The organism is Streptococcus sp. Marseille-Q7156 (genome assembly GCF_965119495.1).
On sequence record NZ_CBCPLU010000001.1, the window covers coordinates 142254 to 162030 of the forward strand.

The window sequence follows — 19777 nt, forward strand, 5'->3', positions numbered from 1 at the left end:
ATGTCTTTTAAAGTGCTACATAGAGGATACCAACATATCCGACTATCATCTTCTTTTTCACTCACCTTGGATATTCAAGACTATCTTCGTTCCTTGGCGAGAGATGAAAAGGGGATTGAGTCTATCCAGTTTTACATGGATCAACAGCACTTTACTCTACGCATAAAAGAAGGCTTTTCTGTATTAGATAATGCAGAAGCCTTTTTAAAAAGAATTGATAAAGGGAAAGTTTCTGAGTTGATGACTCTTCCCATTCGTAGAGAAGAGAGTGCTTATTCTATTGTTTCAGGTGCAGCGATTAAGCGTGTGCTTTTTCGTAGTTTTGTGCCGTATCCTATTCGCTATATATGGACTTGTTATCAGGCTTTTGGCTATATTAGAGAAGCCTATCAAACACTAGCGCGTAAGGAATTAACGATGGAAGTCTTGGACTGTTCGGCGATTTTATTGTCCTTGTTTATGAACCAATCCAAGACTGCCAGCAACATCATGTTTATGCTTGATTTGGGGAATCATTTAGATCAATGGTCCTTGAAAAAAACTGCAACAGATTTAGAACAAAGCCTTCTTGCAAAAGAGAGCGATGTATTCTTAGTGCAGGGCGATACGGTCGTTAGTATCAAGAGTTCCGATGTTCAAATAGGAGATGTCTTGGTCCTATCTCAAGGAAATGAAATTCTGTTTGATGGACAAGTGGTTTCAGGTTTAGGTATGGTCAACGAAAGCTCCTTGACGGGAGAGAGTTTTCCAGTTGAAAAAAGAGAGTCTGATTTGGTTTGTGCAAATACAGTATTAGAAACTGGAGAGTTACGCATTCGTGTAACCGATAATCAGATGAACAGCCGTATTTTACAACTGATTGAGTTGATGAAGAAATCTGAAGAAAACAAGAAAACGAAACAACGCTATTTCATCAAGATGGCGGATAAGGTCGTCAAATATAATTTCTTGGGGGCTGGTCTGACTTACCTATTGACAGGTTCTTTTTCTAAGGCTATTTCTTTCCTATTGGTCGATTTCTCCTGCGCTTTGAAAATCTCTACTCCTGTAGCTTATTTGACAGCTATCAAGGAGGGGTTGAACCGTGAAATGGTGATTAAGGATGGAGATGTTCTGGAGAAATATCTGGAAGTTGATACTTTCTTGTTTGATAAGACGGGAACAATCACAACTAGTTATCCTATAGTTGAAAAGGTGTTACCTTTTGGGGACTATAGTGAGGAAGATATTCTCAGAATCAGTGCCTGTCTTGAGGAACACATTTACCATCCTATTGCTAATGCCATCGTCAAGCAAGCCGAGATAGAGGGAATTGAACATGAGGAAATGCATGGGAAACTCCAATATATCGCAAGTAAGGGGATTAAATCTCATATAGATGGCCAACCAGTTCTTATTGGGAATTATGTCTTGATGCAGGATGAGCAGATTCATATCAGTTCGGAACAAAATGCTTTAATTGAAGAGTACAAGAGTCACTACAATCTCTTATTCTTAGCTTATCAGAATGAATTGATTGGAATGTTCTGCATTCATACTCCTTTGAGAAAAGAAGCAAAAGCAGCCTTGGAGAAACTTAAGGCACAAGGGAAAAAATTGATTCTGGCAACAGGGGACACCTTGGTTAGGACAGAGGAATTAGTCAAAGATTTGCCCTTTGATCAGGTTTATACAGATTTGAAACCTGATGGGAAATTTGAGTTAGTAGAGGAACTGCAGAAAGCAGGTCACACTATTTTGATGGTTGGGGATGGGTTGAATGACTCAGCTGCTCTAACCCTATCAGATATCGGTGTGGTGATGAATGAGAGTGCAGATATTTCTAAGCAGATGAGCGATATATTATTGTTAGATAATCGTTTGGATTTCTTCCAAGAGTTGGATTGGCTATCATCATCTTTGCAAACACTCATCAAGAAGAATATTCAAGATACCGTTGTCGTAAATAGTAGTTTGATTGGCTTTGGCTTGTTTAACTGGCTCAGCCCTTCAAATCTTTCTATCTTACATAATCTAACAACCTTACGCATTGTCCTGCGTAGCCTGTCTATTAAGGGATAGGTGGGGACTATTCACAGCAAAAAGGAGTTACCTTTCTCGAGGGTAACTCCTTTGTTTATAGGTAAATGTTGAACAGTTTAGTAAGTCAATACAAAGTATTTTTTCTTACCGCGACGGATAACAGTCAGTTCGTTCTCTAACTTATCAGCATCACTCAAGACATAGTCAAGGTCTTGGATGCGGTCGCCGTTGACGTAGATAGCACCGTTTTGAACGTCTTCACGGGCTTGGCGTTTTGAGTTAACCACACCAGATGACACGAGCAGTTCTACGATATTGTGGTTTTCGTCTGCCTGTACTTGGTAGTTTGGTACACCACGAAGTCCTTGTTTGAGCTCTTTGACAGAAAGGTTTTTGATGTTTCCTGCAAAGAGTTGCTCAGTGATGTTGAGGGCTTCTTTGTAGGCTTCTTCGCCGTGAACAAGTGTGACAACTTCACGAGCCAAGACTTTTTGAGCCAAGCGTTCGTGTGGAGCCGATTCAAATTGTTTGCGGATGTCTTCAATCTCATCAAGTGACAAGAAAGTAAAGATTTTCAAGAAGCGAACAGCGTCAGCGTCCATAACGTTCATCCAGAATTGGTACATTTCGTATGGAGAAGTCTTTTCAGGATTGAGCCAAACTGCGTTTCCTTCTGATTTACCAAATTTCTTACCAGTTGCATCGGTAATCAGTGGAACAGTGATAACGTGACCAGTTTTGTCAGCCTTACGACGAAGCAATTCAGTACCAGCTGTCATATTTCCCCACTGGTCAGAACCACCGATTTGAAGAGTGACATTATGGTCTTGGTTAAGGACGAAGAAGTCGTACCCTTGCATGATTTGGTAAGCGAACTCAGTGTAAGAAATTCCTGTTTCGATCCGTTTTTTCACAGACTCCTTGCTCATCATGTAGTTGACAGTGAAGTATTTTCCGATATCACGGAGGAAGTCAATGAAGCTGATGCTGCCAAACCAGTCGTAGTTGTTGACCATGACAGCTTTATTTTCACCATTTTCAAAGTCAAGAAAACGAGAAAGTTGTCCTTGGATAGACTTGACCCAGCCATCTACTGTGTCTTTTGTTTGGAGACTACGTTCAGCATCTTTGAAGGACGGATCTCCGATGAGACCTGTAGCACCGCCAACGAGCGCATAAGGTTTGTGACCTGCTAGTTGCAAGCGACGACTTGTCAAGATTGCGACAAGGTGGCCTAGGTGAAGGCTGTCAGCAGTTGGATCGTAGCCAGTATAATAAGAAACTTGACCTTCTTCTAGGGCTTTACGCAAAGCTTCTTCATCAGTCGTTTGAAAAATCAAACCACGCTCTTTTAGCTCATCAAAAATGTGCATGTGTCTTTTCTCCTTTTTAAAATTATTGTTTCTAACTATTGTATCACAAACTTGGGCAATAGCCTAGCAGAATAGGGAAGAAAGTGGCTATTTTATTGAAAGTTTCCCTTTTGTGGTATAATAGATAGAGTGAGGAAATCCATGCAAAATCAATTAAATGAATTAAAACGAAAAATGCTGGAATTTTTCCAGCAAAAACAAAAACATAAAAAATCAGCTAGCCCTGGCAAGAAAGGCTCAAGTGCCCAAAAATCTAAATCCCTAGATAGGCCAGCCATTTTTCCAGCTATTTTACTGAGTATAAAAGCCTTATTTAACTTACTCTTTGTGCTCGGTTTTCTAGGAGGAATGTTGGGAGCTGGGATTGCCTTGGGGTACGGAGTGGCCTTATTTGACAAGGTTCGGGTGCCTCAGACAGAAGAATTGGTACATCAGGTCAAGGACATTTCTTCTATTTCAGAGATTACCTATGCGGATGGGACGGTGATTGCTTCCATAGAGAGTGATTTGTTGCGCACTTCTATCTCATCTGAGCAAATTTCGGAAAATCTGAAGAAGGCTATCATTGCGACGGAAGACGAACACTTTAAAGAACATAAGGGTGTAGTGCCCAAGGCGGTGATTCGTGCGACCTTGGGGAAATTTGTAGGTTTGGGTTCCTCTAGTGGGGGGTCAACCTTGACCCAGCAACTAATTAAACAGCAGGTGGTTGGGGATGCGCCGACCTTGGCTCGTAAGGCGACAGAGATTGTGGATGCTCTTGCCTTGGAACGCGCCATGAATAAAGATGAGATTTTAACGACCTATCTCAATGTGGCTCCCTTTGGCCGAAATAATAAGGGGCAGAATATTGCAGGAGCTCAGCAGGCAGCTGAGGGGATTTTCGGTGTAGATGCAAGTCAGTTGACTATTCCTCAAGCAGCATTTTTAGCAGGACTTCCACAGAGTCCCATTACCTATTCTCCTTATGAAAATACTGGGGAGTTGAAGAGTGATGAAGACTTAGAAATAGGCTTGAGACGGGCTAAGGCAGTTCTTTACAGTATGTATCGTACAGGTGCCTTAAGCAAAGACGAGTATTCTCAATATAAGGATTACAATCTTAAACAGGACTTTCTCCCTTCAGCTACAGTCACAGGTGTGTCACGAGGCTATTTATACTTTACAGCCTTGGCAGAAGCTCAAGAACGTATGTATGATTATCTAGCTCAGAGAGACAATGTCTCCGCCAAGGAGTTGAAAAATGAGGCAACCCAGAAGTTTTATCGCGATTTGGCATCCAAGGAAATTGAAAATGGTGGTTATAAAATTACTACTACCATAGACCAGAAAATTCATTCTGCCATGCAAAATGCGGTTGCTGACTATGGCTATCTTTTAGACGATGGAACAGGTCGTGTAGAAGTAGGGAATGTCCTGATGGACAACCAAACAGGTGCTATTCTAGGCTTTGTAGGTGGTCGCAATTATCAAGAAAATCAAAACAATCATGCCTTTGATACCAAGCGCTCACCAGCTTCTACTACCAAGCCTTTGCTGGCCTACGGTATTGCTATTGACCAGGGCTTGATGGGAAGCGAAACGATTCTATCTAACTATCCAACAAACTTTGCCAATGGCAATCCGATTATGTATGCTAATAGTAAGGGAACAGGAATGATGACCTTGGGAGAAGCTCTGAACTATTCATGGAATATCCCGGCTTACTGGACCTATCGTATGCTTCGTGAAAAGGGTGTTGATGTCAAAGGTTATATGGAAAAGATGGGCTACGAGATTCCTGAGTACGGGATTGAGAGCCTGCCAATGGGTGGTGGTATTGAAGTCACAGTTGCCCAGCATACTAATGGCTATCAGACCCTAGCAAATAATGGTCTATATCATAAAAAACATGTAATTTCTAAAATTGAAACAGCAGATGGTAGAGTGGTGTATGAATATCAGGATAAACCAGTTCAAGTCTATTCAAAAGCTACTGCGACGATTATGCAGGGCTTGTTGCGAGAAGTTCTATCCTCTCGTGTGACAACAACCTTCAAGACGAATCTGACTTCTTTAAATCCTACTCTGGCTAATGCAGATTGGATTGGGAAGACTGGTACAACCAACCAAGACGAAAATATGTGGCTCATGCTTTCGACACCTAGATTAACTCTGGGTGGCTGGATTGGGCATGATGATAATCATTCACTGTCACGTAGAGCAGGTTATTCCAATAACTCTAATTACATGGCTCATCTGGTAAATGCGATTCAGCAAGCCTCCCCAAGCATTTGGGGGAACGAGCGCTTCGCTTTAGATCCTAGTGTCGTAAAATCCGAAGTCTTGAAATCAACAGGTCAAAAACCAGGGAAGGTTTCTGTTGAAGGAAAAGAGGTAGATGTCACAGGTTCTACTGTAACGAGCTATTGGGCTAATAAGGCGGGAGCTCCTACGACAAGCTATCACTTTGCTATTGGTGGAAGTGATGCGGATTATCAGAATGCTTGGTCTAGCATCGTGGGGAGTCTACCAACTCCATCAAGCTCCAGCAGTTCAAGTAGTAGTTCTAACAACAGTAGCAATTCAAGCGCTACTGGACCTTCTTCTTCAAGGACGAGACGATAAGTTCTATAAACTGTGCTAAATGAAGTGGCTAATCAATGGATTGCCACTTTTTTCTTTTTTCCTTTCGTGTTACAATAAAGGTATGAATCAGTATCAGAAAAAGATTGTTAAAGGAACCATTTATTCGCTCTTATCCGGCTTAATCTGGGGAATCTGTGGAATTCTAGGAGAGTATTTCTTTACTCATTATCAGGTGTCCTCTGGCTGGATTACTTCTATGCGTTTGACATTGGCAGGGAGTCTTGTGCTCATTTGGTCAGCAATGCAATTAAAATTGCAAGTGTTAGATATCTGGCGAGACAAGAAAAATTACCTACCCTTTTTAGCCTATGCTATTTTGGGAATTTTCTCAGTCCAGTATTTTTTCTATCTCTGTGTAGAATACTCAAATGCAGCGACAGCAACTATTTTACAGTTTATCAGTCCTGTCTTTATCCTCTTTTACAATCGCTTGGTTTATCAAAAACGAGCGTCAAAAAGCGCTATTTTTTATGTTTTGGTTGCCATGTTGGGTGTTTGCCTGATGGCGACAAAGGGGGATCTTTCTCAGTTATCCATGACACCGCTAGCACTTGTGACGGGTTTGCTGAGTGCCATGGGGGTCATGTTTAATGTTATCTTACCTCAACCTTTTGCGAAGCGTTATGGTTTTGTTCCGACGGTTGGGTGGGGGATGATTTTGGCAGGTTTATTTAGCAATATCCTCTCGCCGGTTTATCAGCTTTCCTTTACTCCTGATATTTGGAGTATCTTGATTTGCCTCACTATTGCTTTCTTTGGAACGGCTTTTGCTTTTTTTATTTCCATGAAGGCTGTGTCTTTGGTTTCTCCCTTGGTGGTTTCCGTTATCAGTGCCAGTGAACCTCTCTCTTCTGCCCTTTTGAGTGTTTTGTTTTTAGGATTGGTAGTGGATTGGTCCCTTCTTCTAGCTATGGCCTTGATTATTTTGCCCATGATTTTCCTATCGATAGAAGAAGCGAAAGAAAGTAAATAAAAAGTCTTTTCTTAATTCTAAAAGTGTGCTATACTAGAATAGTCAATAAAACACGGGGAGATAGTTGTGAAGAGTGTTTTTAGGTTGTATCGGTAGGGGCTTGCTTTTACCGACAGCACGTTTTATCTCACATCCCTAAAAATCATACCTAAAAACAAACAAAAAGGCTTCAAATTTGAGGTCTTTTTTGGTAGAATAGGTATCATTAAAATGAACTAGGAGGCGCCTATGACTGCCACAAAAATGAACGCTCAAGAAATTATCCAATTTATCGCCAATGCTGAAAAGAAAACCAGTGTTAAAGTAACCTTTGAGGGACAACTCGCAACTGCTGTACCTGGATCTGTTGTTAAACTAGGAAATGTCCTGTTTGGAGACTGGAAGGACGTGGCTCCGCTTCTCGATGGTTTAGTAGAAAATCAAGACTATGTTGTTGAGCAAGATGCTCGTAATTCTGCAGTTCCTTTGCTAGATAAACGTGCTATCAACGCTCGTATCGAGCCAGGTGCTATTATCCGTGATCAGGTTGAAATTGGTGACAATGCTGTTATCATGATGGGAGCAGTTATCAATATCGGTGCTGAAATTGGTACAGGAACCATGATTGACATGGGGGCTATCCTTGGTGGTCGTGCTATCGTTGGGCAAAACAGTCACGTTGGTGCAGGTGCCGTTCTTGCAGGTGTGATTGAGCCAGCTAGCGCAGAACCAGTCCGTGTTGGAGACAATGTTCTTATCGGTGCTAATGCAGTGGTTATTGAAGGAGTTCAAATCGGTAGTGGTTCAGTTGTCGCAGCAGGAGCTATCGTTACCCAAGATGTCCCAGAAAACGTGGTAGTAGCAGGTGTTCCAGCTCGTATTATCAAAGAGATTGATGCCCAAACCCAACAAAAAACAGCGCTAGAGGATGCGCTTCGTACCTTATAATTGTAAAAGTAATAAAGAGGCGGAACCCTTCTTCCAGCCTCTTTCTGCTATATCGGAGGACAGATAGATGTTAGATTTGATTCAGACTAGACGAGATTTGCACCAGATTCCAGAGATTGGCTTGGAGGAGTTCAAGACTCATGCTTATTTGCTAGATGTGATTGAGAAATTGACTGCAGGCAAGGACTTTGTTCAAGTTCGTACTTGGCGGACAGGTATTTTGGTTTACTTGCAGGGAAGTCAGCCAGAGCGTACTATTGGTTGGAGAACAGATATTGATGGTCTGCCGATCATCGAGCAAACAGGCCTTCCTTTCGTCTCTCAGCACCAAGGTCGTATGCATGCTTGTGGCCATGATTTCCACATGACTATTGCTTTGGGCTGTCTTGAGCGAGCCCTTGAGGAGCAACCAAAGAATAATCTGCTCTTTCTGTTTCAGCCTGCTGAAGAAAATGAAGCTGGTGGCATGCTCATGTATGAAGATGGCGCTTTTGGAGACTGGTTGCCAGACCAGTTTTATGGCCTCCATGTTCGGCCAGATTTGAAGGTTGGACAGATTGCGACTAATACTCATACACTCTTTGCAGGAACTTGCGAGGTGAAGATCCGTTTCAAAGGCAAAGGTGGCCACGCAGCTTTTCCACATGAAGCTAATGACGCTTTGGTGGCGGCTAGTTACTTTGTGACCCAGGTGCAGTCAGTGGTTAGCCGAAATGTCAACCCAATCGAGGGAGCAGTAGTGACCTTTGGTCTTTTCCAAGCCGGAACCACCAACAATGTCATCACAGATACAGCCTTTTTGCATGGAACTATTCGGGCCTTGACACAGGACATGAGTCTCTTGGTGCAAAAGCGGGTCAAAACAGTTGCAGAAGGAGTTGCAGCTGCCTTTGATATGGAAGTTGAAGTGGAACTCAAACAAGGTGGTTATCTGCCTGTTGAGAACAATCCAGCCTTGGCGCGTGAACTGATGGATTTCTTTGAAGAAAAAGAGGGAATTGAGTTGATTGATATCGAGCCTGCTATGACAGGTGAGGACTTTGGTTATCTTCTTTCGAAGGTAGATGGCGTTATGTTCTGGCTGGGTATCGATAGTCCCTACGCCCTTCATCATCCTCAGATGAGCCCCAAGGAAGAGGCACTAGCTATTGGGGTTGATGCGGTCTCTAGTTTCCTGAAAAAGAAGGCAGTAGAGTAGAGGGTTTGTCTATGAAAGCAGAATTACGCAAGCAAGTCTTGCAAGAAATGAAGGCGATATCTCAAGAGCAAAAACAGGCTATGGATCAAGCTTTAACGGATCAATTTTTGAAACATCCCTTCTACCAAGAAGCCAAGGTCATCGCAACCTACCTCTCTTTTCCTCATGAGTTTCAAACGCAGGAACTGATTGAGCAGGCGTTGAAGGACGGCAAGAAGGTTCTGATACCCAAAACCTATCCCAAGGGGCGCATGGACTTTGTGGTCTATGATCCACAGCAGTTGGTAAAAACTTCCTTTGGCTTACTGGAACCACAGGGAGATTTGGAAGTGGTGGATGCCTCTCAGATTGATTTGATTCATGTTCCTGGTCTGGCTTTTACGACGGAGGGATATCGGATTGGATACGGTGGAGGTTATTATGACCGCTATCTGAAACATTTTCCTGGTCATACTTTGAGTACGGTTTATCCTTGTCAAATTCAGGACTTTATCCCTGAAAAGCATGATATTCCTGTTCAGGAGGTATTAATTGATGAAGGAAATCTTTGATAGGCGTTACCCTGTGACGAGTTTCTTCCTCTTAGTGACGGCCTTGGTATTTCTACTAATGTTGGTGACTACAGGTGGAAATTTTGACAGGGCGGATACATTATTTCGATTTGGAGCCATGTATGGGCCTGTCATTCGTCTCTTTCCAGAGCAGATTTGGCGTCTCTTCTCTGCCATTTTTGTTCATATTGGGTGGGAGCATTTCATTGTTAATATGCTTTCGCTCTATTATCTTGGTAGGCAAGTAGAGGAGATTTTCGGTTCTAAGCAGTTTTTCTTTCTCTATCTCTTATCAGGAATGATGGGCAATCTATTTGTTTTTGAGTTTAGTCCAAAATCCTTAGCAGCAGGAGCTTCTACTTCTCTCTATGGGCTATTTGCTGCGATTATTGTTCTTCGCTATGCTACGCGTAATCCTTATATCCAGCAGTTGGGCCAATCTTATCTGACACTTTTTGTGGTTAATATTATTGGAAGTGTTCTGATTCCCGGCATCAGCCTGGCAGGCCATATCGGAGGAGCAGTTGGTGGTGCATTTCTAGCAGTTATCTTTCCAGTTCGAGGAGAAAGACGGATGTATAATACCATCCAGAGGTTAGGAGCGGTAGTCTTGTTCGTAGGGTTCGCAGTCTTGCTTTTCTACAAGGGAATGGGATGAAAATTTGTGTAATGAAAAAAGATAAGGCATTTTTTGAACCTTATCTTTTTTTGTTTTATACTCAATGAAAATCAAAGAGCAAACTAGGAAGCTAACCGCAGGCTGCTCAAAGCACTGCTTTGAGGTTGTAGATAGAACTGACGAAGTCAGTAACCATACCTACGGCAAGGTGAAGCTAACGTGGTTTGAAGAGATTTTCGAAGAGTATTATTCCTTCTCAGCCAATTCTTTTCCAAGTTGGATGAGGTAATTTTTCAAGGCATCTTTGACTTGTGGGTGCTTGAGGGCGTAGTCAATAGATGTTTTCATAAAGCCAAACTTATCCCCAACGTCGTAACGAGCTCCTGTAAATTCACGGGCAAAAACACGCTGTGTTTTATTGAGCGTATCAATAGCATCAGTAAGTTGGATTTCATTTCCAGCACCAGGAGTTTGATTTTCTAAGATATCAAAAATCTCAGGTGTGAGTAGATAGCGACCGATGATTGCCAAATCACTTGGTGCATCTTCGGGAGCTGGTTTTTCTACGAAAGTTTCAACGCTATAGAGTCCATTACTTCCTTCACCCTGAGGAGCGATAACCCCGTATGATGAAACGTCTTCGTGTGGTACAGGCATGACAGCAATGGTTGATGCGTGTGTCTTTTCGTAATCATTCATCAGTTGTTTTGTCAAAGGAACGGCATTCTCATTTGTGATGTCCATAAGGTCATCACCCAGCATAACAACGAAGGGCTCATTCCCTACAAAAGCTTTGGCTTGTAGGACAGCGTCTCCAAGACCGCGAGGGTGAGTTTGGCGAATGAAATGGAGGCGCATACCAGTTGCTTCATCTACCAATTTTAACAAATCCGTTTTGCCTTTTTCCTTAAGATTGTATTCAAGCTCAAAGTTCGAGTCAAAGTGGTCCTCAATAGAACGTTTTGATTTACCAGTGACAACTAGAATATCTTCAATACCTGATTTGAGAGCTTCTTCCACGATAAACTGGATAGTTGGTTTGTCTACAATTGGCAACATTTCTTTGGCAAGGGCCTTGGTTGCTGGTAAAAATCGAGTTCCAAGTCCAGCGGCAGGGATGACTGCCTTTCTAACTTTTGATGTCATAAGAATCCTTTCTTTAGAGGGTCAAGACCACTCATTTTCTGCTTTAAATTCATTGTTCATGATGTCATAAATGGCATCTTTAATATTGGTTCCGTGGTAAATAACTTGGTAAATGGCCTGTGTAATGGGCATATAGACTCCAAGTTCTTGCGCTAGTTCATAGGCTGCTCGAGTTGTTGAAATTCCTTCAATTACCATGCCCATATTGGCTTCGATATCAGCTAGGGATTCTCCACGACCAAGGGCATCTCCAGCTCTCCAGTTACGAGAGTGGATGGAAGTTCCCGTTACGATCAAATCTCCCACACCAGATAAGCCACTATAGGTCAATGGACTGGCACCGAGTGCTACTCCTAAGCGGGTAATTTCTGCCAAGCCTCGAGCGATGATGGCTGCCTTAGCATTGTCACCAAATCCCAAACCATGTAAGGCTCCAGCACCGACAGCAATAATATTTTTAAGAGCACCAGCAGTTTCAACCCCGATAACATCCGTATTGGTATAAAGTCGGAAGTAGTGATTGCTAAAGAGTTCCTGAACGTATTGAGCTGTTTGTAAATCTTTAGAAGCAGCAGTGATTAAAGTCAGGTCACGTACAATGGTTTCTTCCGCATGACTAGGTCCTGAAACAACGACGATATCACTACGGAGATGTTCAGGAATTTCTTCTTCAAGAATGGTTGATAATCGTTTATGGCTATCAGGCTCTAATCCCTTTGAAGCGTGCATGATGATAGCCTTATGATCCAAGGTTTTTGCAACTTGTTGGGCAACAAGTCGTGTCACTTTTGTTGGGACAACAAACAAAATCGCATCTACATCTTTCAGTGCCTCTGATAAGTCGCTGTAGGCAATGATATTTTCATCTAGAACGACATCTTTAAAGTATTGTTTATTAGTATGGTGTGTATTAATTTCATTGATTTGCTCGGGAAGATTTCCCCAAATACGTACCTCGTGTCCATTGTCATTTAAGACTTGTGAAAGGGCAGTTCCCCAAGAACCAGGCCCCAAGACGGCGACGGTTTGTTTTTCCATGTTTTCCTCCTTGATAGAGTTCTCTTTTTATTTTATCACATTCTAGGGGATTTTGCACTTGCATTGCTGGGGAGTGGTGGCTTTGTTACTTGAAAAATACACAAAAACCGAGACTCAGTATTAAACTCTTAGTCTTTAGTTCTGACAGATAGTTTGATTCAGTATATGCTATAATAGAGGTAAACAACTCAGGAGGTTCTTGTAGGTTGCGAGAGTTTGGCGAAAAAATTAAAAGATTACGTTTGGCTAAAAAAATCAGTCGTTCAGAATTTTGTGGTGATGAGTCTGAATTAAGTATTCGTCAATTAATTAGAATTGAAAATGGAGAATCTAGACCAACACTAACAAAGTTAAAATATATCGCTGAACGTTTGGGGGTTGAAGATTACAAGTTGATGCCAAGTTATATAGAGTTGGATAAGGAATATCTAGAATTGAAGTATTTCTTGATGAGGACTCCTACATACGAAGATGAAACTATCGCCCAAAAGAAAGAGAGTGTTTTTGATAAGATTTTTGAAGAATATTATGATAGACTTCCTGAGGAAGAAAGGTTTATCATAGATGTTTTACAAGCATATGATGATTTTGGTTGGTGGAATGATGATAGCAATTTAGGAATGATTTTACAAGAGTATTTCGATCACATTTTGTTGAAATCAAAATATGAAGTTAACGATATTTTAATCATAAAGCTATTTTTGGTAAGATTAGTACACCAAGATACAATAATAGATGAGATTGAAGTGAATACCTTCTTAGCAATAGCTGATAAAATTTTACAACAAGTTGAGATGTTTGATATTGAATATTCATTTCTAATCAGAGATTCATTACTTTTGTTGTTAGGAATATTTGAAAAAATTGCTAATTACAGTCAATTTGAAGATATTCTTTACAAATTAAATGAAATTACCTCAAAATCATATGACTATCAGAAAAAACCAATTATTCGACTATGGGAATGGCGCTATGCATTATTTGTAAAAAAAGATTATTCAGTAGCTGAAAATTATTTTCAAGAAGCAAAAATATTTGCTAGAATGATTGATAATAGTCATTTGATAGAACAGCTAGAAAAACAATGGCAACATGACCTCCAGGATTTTTTTAAAAATAAACATTAGAAAATAAAAAAGTGACAAAAATGTCACTAGTTAAAAAGACCGAGAGAAAGTTTTCGAAATCATAAAAACGCATGATATCAGGTGTTTAAAAACTTGATATTATGCGTTTTATCATTTAAAGAGTTATTATGTTTTTCCCTTAGATTGAGTTCGTATCTAGTTTCTTTTTATACTAATTGAGTACTCATTAGTAGATAAGTTGTTGAAATTAGTGACATTTATGACCTTGGAGAATGTGTAACATAGAAGTATAATAATCCTGTAGAAAAAATAAGGAGAGAAAATATGTTAGTGCTAGTTGTTGCCATTTTTTGGATTTATAAATAATAAAGATAGAATGGGAAGGTCTATGTTAGAACTAAAAAATATTAGTAAAAGTTACGGACAAGGGACGCTAAAAAATAATGTCTTAAGAGAAATAAATTTTAAGGTAGTTGAAGGAGAATTTGTATCGATAATGGGACCATCAGGTTCGGGCAAATCGACATTTATCAATATTTTGGGACTGATTGATTCTGAATTTGAAGGAGAATATATATTAGACGGAAAAAGTATTGAGAAGTTAAATGAAAATCAACAAGCAAGTTACCGTAATCGTGATATTGGATTTGTTTTTCAACAATTTCATCTTATTGATGAATATACTGTTAAAGAAAATATTTTATTATCATTCCTATATTCTGACCAACAGCCAGATATAGAATACATTGATAGTTTATTACAAGACTTAGGACTTATAGATAAGATGAATGAGTACCCAAGTCATTTATCAGGCGGACAGAAGCAACGAGTTGCTTTAATTAGAGCTCTTGCTCATAAACCTAGATTTCTTATAGCGGATGAACCTACAGGTGCATTAGATGAGAAAAATAGGAATGAGATATTGCAAATTCTACAAAATTTGAATCATTCTGGAACGACAATTATTGTAGTAACTCACGATGAGTTTGTTGCCAGTCATTGTAGAACAAGGTATCGAATGAAAAATGGGTATCTAACATCTGAAGGAGAAGGATTACATGAAGTTTAAAAAGCTGTTAATAGATACTCTAAAGCTGTTAAAGAGGAATAAAAGACAAAGCATTCTGACGTCCTTAGCCATCACAGTGGCAACATTTGTTTTATTAGTAATACTATCAAGTTCTTCCTATACAACTTCTACATTAGGTAATGATTTAAAGATAGAAGAAGACACAGCAACAATGACTTATACTCCTCAGAATATGTTGGATATTAGAGGGTTTACACAGGAAGATAAACAATTGATTGAGCAAACTATTGGAAAACCTGCAAGACTTTCTTCCAGCTCTTATGCCTTGTATGCTGAAACGTATTTTAATGATTCTAAGCAGAATCTTAGTTTTCGAACATTGGGCGATTTGAATAAGAATGGTTTAGTTGTGCCTGCTTTATTAAAAGGAAGAGCATTAGAGGAACTAGATGGCGGTGTCGCTATTAGCGATAAGGCTCTCATGTCATTGACTCGAAAGGAAAATATTGAAACTTTTTTAGGAGAGACTATCAATATATCTGGAAAAGAATATCCAATTCAGGCAATATATTATGGATCAGCTGTTAATGAAAGATTACCTTCTTTATTGGTTACCAATGAAATCAAAGAGTTACTTTTAGGAGGAAGGGAATATTTTGATGAATTAGTAGTAGAAACTAATCAGTTGGAGAATATTAATAAGGCTTTATCTGCTTTAGATACTTATGGAATATTCCGCAAGGAAGGAACTTATGGATATATAGATAATAGAAGGGTATATGAGGAAACAAAGGCCCAAGCTACTACAATATTAAATTTCATTGCACTTTTATCAAGTATTTCAATTTTTGTAGCTGGTTTTGGGGTTATGAATGCTATGTTGTCTTCTGTTAGCGAACGTAGTAAGGAGATAGCCATTCGTCGAGCTTTGGGAGCTAAAAAATCTGATATTTATCAATCATATATGATGGAGGGGATTCTTTTATCGCTTCTGGGAGCTATAACTGGTATTGGAGTAGCGACATTATTTGTTGTTTTAATGAACATGAGTGGTTTTGTTACGACATTAACTCTGGATCATATTTTGATTACTCTATTCACAACGGGTGTATTTGGAATTGTATTTAGTATTATGCCTGCAATGGTTGCAGCAAATAAAAATGTTATTGAAGGTCTAAGGTAATGATGGATAGTAATCTAAGAAAATTTGAAATTATTATTGTACTCATATCTGTAGCATTTTTTCCACTATTATCAATTATGCTGGGAGATGCTATTATAGCTCTTTTACTAGACAGAGCAGGCATGTTAAAAATGATGCTAGGAGAAAGAATCTTATTTGCGGGAACATCACTATTATTATGGTGGATATTGGAGAAAGGAAAGTTAATAAATATAAGGGTTAAACAATTTATATCCTACAAACAAGTTGGCCTTTATATTCTTCAGATTACTTTAATAACAATATTTGTATTTCTATATACAACAGACTATAATTCAATCATTTACATATTGTTTTTTATTCTAGTAAATTTTATAATCGCTTGGGAGGAAGAGTTTGTATATCGCTTGTTAGTCCCTGAAATACTAAAGAAATTATGCAGTAATTTTTTTATAATATGTTTAATTCAGAGCTTGATATTTAGTTATTTAGGGCATATGGATGGAATTATTTTAGAAAATTTAATTTATAGAGTTCCTATTTCAATCGTATTGTATGGGATTAGAAGTAAAACAGACAGTATCTTTTTGCCGACAACTATCCATGCGTTATGGAATATTATGTTAGATTTTATATAAGGGAGATAAAATGAGACTGACAAAAATAGATAAAATATTTTCTTGTTTATTAATTGTAGAATTTTCAACATGTTTTATAGTATTAGAGAATCTTAACATTTTTCAATTTATGCTATTTGTACAAATTATACCGTCAATATTGTTAGCTTTGTTATCGGGAAGTATTTCTTCTAGAAGTAAGCACAGCTGGGTGTTATTAATTATTTTTGGAATAATCTATACCTTAATGATGTTTGGAATTTTCAGAGTTACTCCTATGACGCTTATAGAACAAAATACGATTCAATCTGAAACTTCCGTTTTTACATTTAATAGAAATTTACAGTTAGGAACTTATCTTGGATTTTTCTTGCAGGAATTTTTACTAGGAGCTTTTATTTACACTATTTCAAAAATTTTTGGAAGAATTAAACAAGGGAAATTTTAATGAATTAATCATTGAAAGGAGGTGAGAGATGGTGTTTAAGTTATTTAAAAAGTTAACTACTCAATGGTTTTGGGGTGCTTACACACACACGACTTACTATAGAAACGGTAAAAAGAAATCATAGTATTTTGATTTTATATTATTGAAGGGGGGTGAGAGCCGATGTTTAAGTTATTTAAAAAATTGACAACTCAATGGTTTTGGGGTGCTTATACACATACGACTTATTATAGAAATGGTAAAAAGAAATCATAGTATTTTGATTTTACATTATTGAAAGGAGGTGAGAGCTGATGTTTAAGTTATTTAAAAAATTGACAACTCAATGGTTTTGGGGTGCCTACACGCACACGACTTACTATAGAAATGGTAAAGTAAAATCCTAATATGTAAGAATATTTAAACATTTAAAAATAGGTACGTCTTGTTTGTAAAAAAAAAGATATGCCTATTTTTTAATTTAAAATTTGATGAAAATGTGTATTAGAGGGATAATATGACTACCATAGATTTACTGAAAAAAATATACTTTTATGTTGGTTTGAAAGAGCGACTATTATGGGGACTGAGTGTTTTCTTAGCGACTGTTTCCGCTGGAATAGGTCTATTTTTACCGACTCAATTAAATTTATTATTTCAAAAATTTGAGAATTTTAATTTTAATGATATGATAATTCTTGTTTTACTATTTTTCTTACAGAGTATAATCATGTATGTGTCTCTGTATGTTCTGGGTAAAATTGGAGAATATATAATTTTACAACTACGAAAGGAGAGTGCCCTATCACTTTTACAGTCCGAAGTTTTTAATCTAGAGAGCACGACTTGGGCAAGTAGGGTAATTTATAATCCAGGATTCTTTTCTGACTTGATTTCAAGACAGCTTCCTACTTTAATAACTAATACTCTTCAAGTCAGTTTAACTATAATTATATTATTTTATTTAAATTTCAAAATAACTATACTTATTATCTCAGGGATTTTTATAGTTGTTTGTTATTCAATTGTGTCTGGAAAAATATTATCTCAAATTCAAATACGATTTCAAGAATTTCTATCACAAACTAATCAACAACTTTCGGATATACTTGGGAGGTTGGGATTAATAAAAGTCAACAATACAATCGAGAGAGAGTTTGAATTTATAAAAAATTCTGTTCAAGAAATTTATCGATTATCAATGACGACTTTGAGATTTGGAATATTGAATCAGATGGGTCATCAATTATTGTTTATTCTATTAGTATTATTAGTACTATGTATAATTGTCAATGACATAAAATCAGGTGTCGCACAACTATCTTCTATTACTTTATATATTATGTATTGTTTTCAATTAGTAGCACCATTACTAGCTATTTCTGATGAATTAACTGGTATAAATAAAAGCAAGGAAATCATGCTAGAATACATGAATAGATTTTATCATTTGCCTTCAAATTCAGAACAAGCGATATATCCTCAGCTAGGCGAGAGAACAAAAATAGAAATTTTAAATTACTCTAATCCTTTTAATAAAACATTTATAAAATCGTTGTGTTTAGATGAAGGAAAAGTCTATCAGCTAAAAGGATCTTCTGGTGTTGGTAAAACAACGTTATTAAATTCAATTTTAGGATTAGTACATTTTAGTGAAGGATCAATTAAAGTAACTTTAAAGAGTGAGGCTATACTATATAATCGGATTGCTTATTATCAAAGTCAACAACAGCTATTAGTAAATAGATCAATAAGGGAAAACTTATCTTATTCTCGTCATATAGCTGATACAGAAATATTAGATGTATTGAATAAATTTGGATTATGCGAGGAGCTAAAAGATGAAGATATACTTAATTTAATAGTTACAGAAAACACTCTTTCCAAGGGACAAATATCTAGACTAGGACTAGCTAGAGAATACTTAAAACAAGATTCTGAAATAGTTGTACTGGATGAACCTTTTGCACATTTAGATAAAGTAAACTCTATGAAGATTGACAAAATGTTTAGAGATAGATTCAACAATTCTATTTTAATAATTGTTAGTCATACTAATGATTATTATAATAAAAAAGACTATGTTATTGAAATGGTGTAACATTTGGAGAAAATTATTTTTGAACGAAAAAGATTTGAGTATGTCGGTTCTAATAGAAAGCAAGTAAAGGACTTTATGATTCTAAAAAATTTCATGTCTAAGACAATTCAAGTTGAAATCAGAGTGGAGGGATACTTGTTAGACCTTCTTATTTTAAAAGAGATGAGTACAGAATTTTATAATTTAGATTTTCTTTCTTTGCCCTATGATGTCAATATAGATGTGAAAGAAGTTGTAGAGGATGTTGATTTAACAGTCTATAAGAATAGTAAGTATAGGAAGTTTGATTTCTTTAAAAATATTTGTAAATGATATTTTTGAAAGTCTATCCATCCTTATATTAGAATTGCTACAACAAGTTTTCAACACTTGTTTCAATTGAACATACTAAAAACCGAGATGAAGGGATAAACTCTTAGTCTCGGTTTTGATATTTCTTAAAGAATAGCTCGTTTTATTTCAATTGATCTGTAATGTCTTTTGATAGCAACATTCCTAGATGATAAGTTTTATTGATGTAAGCAATGACATCATTGATATTTTCAGTCGTGTGAATTTTCTCCTTGATGTCAGTCCTAAATGTTTCATCCTTCAAAAGTTGTTCTTGGTAGAGCCTTTGCAGTCTCTCCTTCTCGTACTTGTTGAGCAGAAAAAGGAACACCAAGCTAATCACAACGAGGATATAAGCATATTGGCTCATAGGAAATCTCCCTGTATGATAAAGAAATAGTAGTGAGTAAATCGAATTAGTCAATTCAAAATAGCAGAACAAGTCAGCAAAACTTGATAAGATTTTTGATAGGCCTCTAAGCCAAAGTCCGTATAGGCTTTAGTATTAGTTACTTAGATTGCTTTGCAATCAAGTAATTTAAAATAT

General features: G+C 37.7%; 18 protein-coding genes. 14 read left to right on the top strand and 4 right to left on the bottom strand.

What is annotated here, in order from left to right:
- Entirely contained in the window at positions 1 to 2061 is a 2061-nt protein-coding gene (locus ACWPV5_RS00735) for a heavy metal translocating P-type ATPase (protein WP_261026624.1), read from the top strand.
- Positions 2062 to 2138: 77 nt separating this feature from the next.
- On the opposite strand, the gene tyrS is transcribed toward ACWPV5_RS00735, so the two are convergent.
- On the bottom strand, positions 2139 to 3395 hold the full coding sequence (gene tyrS / locus ACWPV5_RS00740; RefSeq protein ID WP_050116740.1) for a tyrosine--tRNA ligase: 1257 nt from the start codon (positions 3393 to 3395) through the stop codon (positions 2139 to 2141).
- Positions 3396 to 3536: 141 nt separating this feature from the next.
- Between tyrS and pbp1b the strand changes: the two genes are divergently transcribed.
- The 6 genes from pbp1b (at position 3537) to ACWPV5_RS00770 (ending at position 10330) form a co-directional block, all read left to right on the top strand.
- Positions 3537 to 6002, top strand: a complete 2466-nt coding sequence (gene pbp1b / locus ACWPV5_RS00745) for a penicillin-binding protein PBP1B (RefSeq protein WP_261026622.1) — start codon at positions 3537 to 3539, stop codon at positions 6000 to 6002.
- An 82-nt stretch (positions 6003 to 6084) separates the two neighbouring features.
- Positions 6085 to 6996 carry a DMT family transporter gene (locus tag ACWPV5_RS00750; protein ID WP_454381971.1) on the top strand — a complete coding sequence of 304 codons (912 nt, stop codon included), beginning with the start codon at positions 6085 to 6087 and terminating at the stop codon, positions 6994 to 6996.
- Positions 6997 to 7224: 228 nt separating this feature from the next.
- Complete coding sequence (gene dapD, locus ACWPV5_RS00755) at positions 7225 to 7923, top strand: 2,3,4,5-tetrahydropyridine-2,6-dicarboxylate N-acetyltransferase (RefSeq protein ID WP_454381972.1); 699 nt, start codon at positions 7225 to 7227, stop codon at positions 7921 to 7923.
- 67 nt (positions 7924 to 7990) lie between these two features.
- Complete coding sequence (locus tag ACWPV5_RS00760) at positions 7991 to 9121, top strand: N-acetyldiaminopimelate deacetylase (protein ID WP_219967264.1); 1131 nt, start codon at positions 7991 to 7993, stop codon at positions 9119 to 9121.
- Positions 9122 to 9132: 11 nt separating this feature from the next.
- The gene (locus tag ACWPV5_RS00765) at positions 9133 to 9672 is read left to right on the top strand and encodes a 5-formyltetrahydrofolate cyclo-ligase (RefSeq protein WP_219967263.1); all 540 of its coding nucleotides are present in this window, start codon (positions 9133 to 9135) and stop codon (positions 9670 to 9672) included.
- Entirely contained in the window at positions 9656 to 10330 is a 675-nt protein-coding gene (locus tag ACWPV5_RS00770) for a rhomboid family intramembrane serine protease (RefSeq protein WP_454381973.1), read from the top strand. Before ACWPV5_RS00765 ends, ACWPV5_RS00770 begins: the two co-directional genes overlap by 17 nt.
- Before the next feature lie 207 nt (positions 10331 to 10537).
- On the opposite strand, the gene galU is transcribed toward ACWPV5_RS00770, so the two are convergent.
- Positions 10538 to 11437 carry a UTP--glucose-1-phosphate uridylyltransferase GalU gene (gene galU / locus ACWPV5_RS00775; protein WP_219967261.1) on the bottom strand — a complete coding sequence of 300 codons (900 nt, stop codon included), beginning with the start codon at positions 11435 to 11437 and terminating at the stop codon, positions 10538 to 10540.
- Positions 11438 to 11458: 21 nt separating this feature from the next.
- Positions 11459 to 12475 (bottom strand): NAD(P)H-dependent glycerol-3-phosphate dehydrogenase, encoded by a 1017-nt coding sequence (locus tag ACWPV5_RS00780; RefSeq protein WP_454381974.1) that lies wholly within the window; start codon positions 12473 to 12475, stop codon positions 11459 to 11461.
- 206 nt (positions 12476 to 12681) lie between these two features.
- Here ACWPV5_RS00780 and ACWPV5_RS00785 point away from each other — a divergent pair, with 206 nt between their 5' ends.
- The 7 genes from ACWPV5_RS00785 (at position 12682) to ACWPV5_RS00815 (ending at position 19212) form a co-directional block, all read left to right on the top strand.
- Positions 12682 to 13602: a helix-turn-helix domain-containing protein gene (locus ACWPV5_RS00785; RefSeq protein ID WP_061425753.1), complete on the top strand. Its 921-nt coding sequence runs from the start codon at positions 12682 to 12684 to the stop codon at positions 13600 to 13602.
- A 349-nt stretch (positions 13603 to 13951) separates the two neighbouring features.
- Entirely contained in the window at positions 13952 to 14632 is a 681-nt protein-coding gene (locus tag ACWPV5_RS00790; RefSeq protein WP_000891279.1) for an ABC transporter ATP-binding protein, read from the top strand.
- On the top strand, positions 14622 to 15776 hold the full coding sequence (locus ACWPV5_RS00795) for an ABC transporter permease (protein ID WP_061425752.1): 1155 nt from the start codon (positions 14622 to 14624) through the stop codon (positions 15774 to 15776). Before ACWPV5_RS00790 ends, ACWPV5_RS00795 begins: the two co-directional genes overlap by 11 nt.
- 2 nt (positions 15777 to 15778) lie before the next feature.
- Positions 15779 to 16393: a CPBP family intramembrane glutamic endopeptidase gene (locus ACWPV5_RS00800; protein WP_231075183.1), complete on the top strand. Its 615-nt coding sequence runs from the start codon at positions 15779 to 15781 to the stop codon at positions 16391 to 16393.
- A 10-nt stretch (positions 16394 to 16403) separates the two neighbouring features.
- Positions 16404 to 16820: a hypothetical protein gene (locus tag ACWPV5_RS00805; protein WP_061425750.1), complete on the top strand. Its 417-nt coding sequence runs from the start codon at positions 16404 to 16406 to the stop codon at positions 16818 to 16820.
- Between the two features lie 496 nt (positions 16821 to 17316).
- Positions 17317 to 18900 (top strand): ATP-binding cassette domain-containing protein, encoded by a 1584-nt coding sequence (locus ACWPV5_RS00810; protein WP_061425749.1) that lies wholly within the window; start codon positions 17317 to 17319, stop codon positions 18898 to 18900.
- Between the two features lie 3 nt (positions 18901 to 18903).
- Positions 18904 to 19212 carry a hypothetical protein gene (locus tag ACWPV5_RS00815; protein WP_061425748.1) on the top strand — a complete coding sequence of 103 codons (309 nt, stop codon included), beginning with the start codon at positions 18904 to 18906 and terminating at the stop codon, positions 19210 to 19212.
- A gap of 142 nt (positions 19213 to 19354) precedes the next feature.
- Here the strand turns inward: ACWPV5_RS00815 and ACWPV5_RS00820 are convergent, their stop codons facing one another.
- On the bottom strand, positions 19355 to 19600 hold the full coding sequence (locus ACWPV5_RS00820; RefSeq protein WP_049532292.1) for a hypothetical protein: 246 nt from the start codon (positions 19598 to 19600) through the stop codon (positions 19355 to 19357).
- Positions 19601 to 19777: the final 177 nt, after the last annotated feature.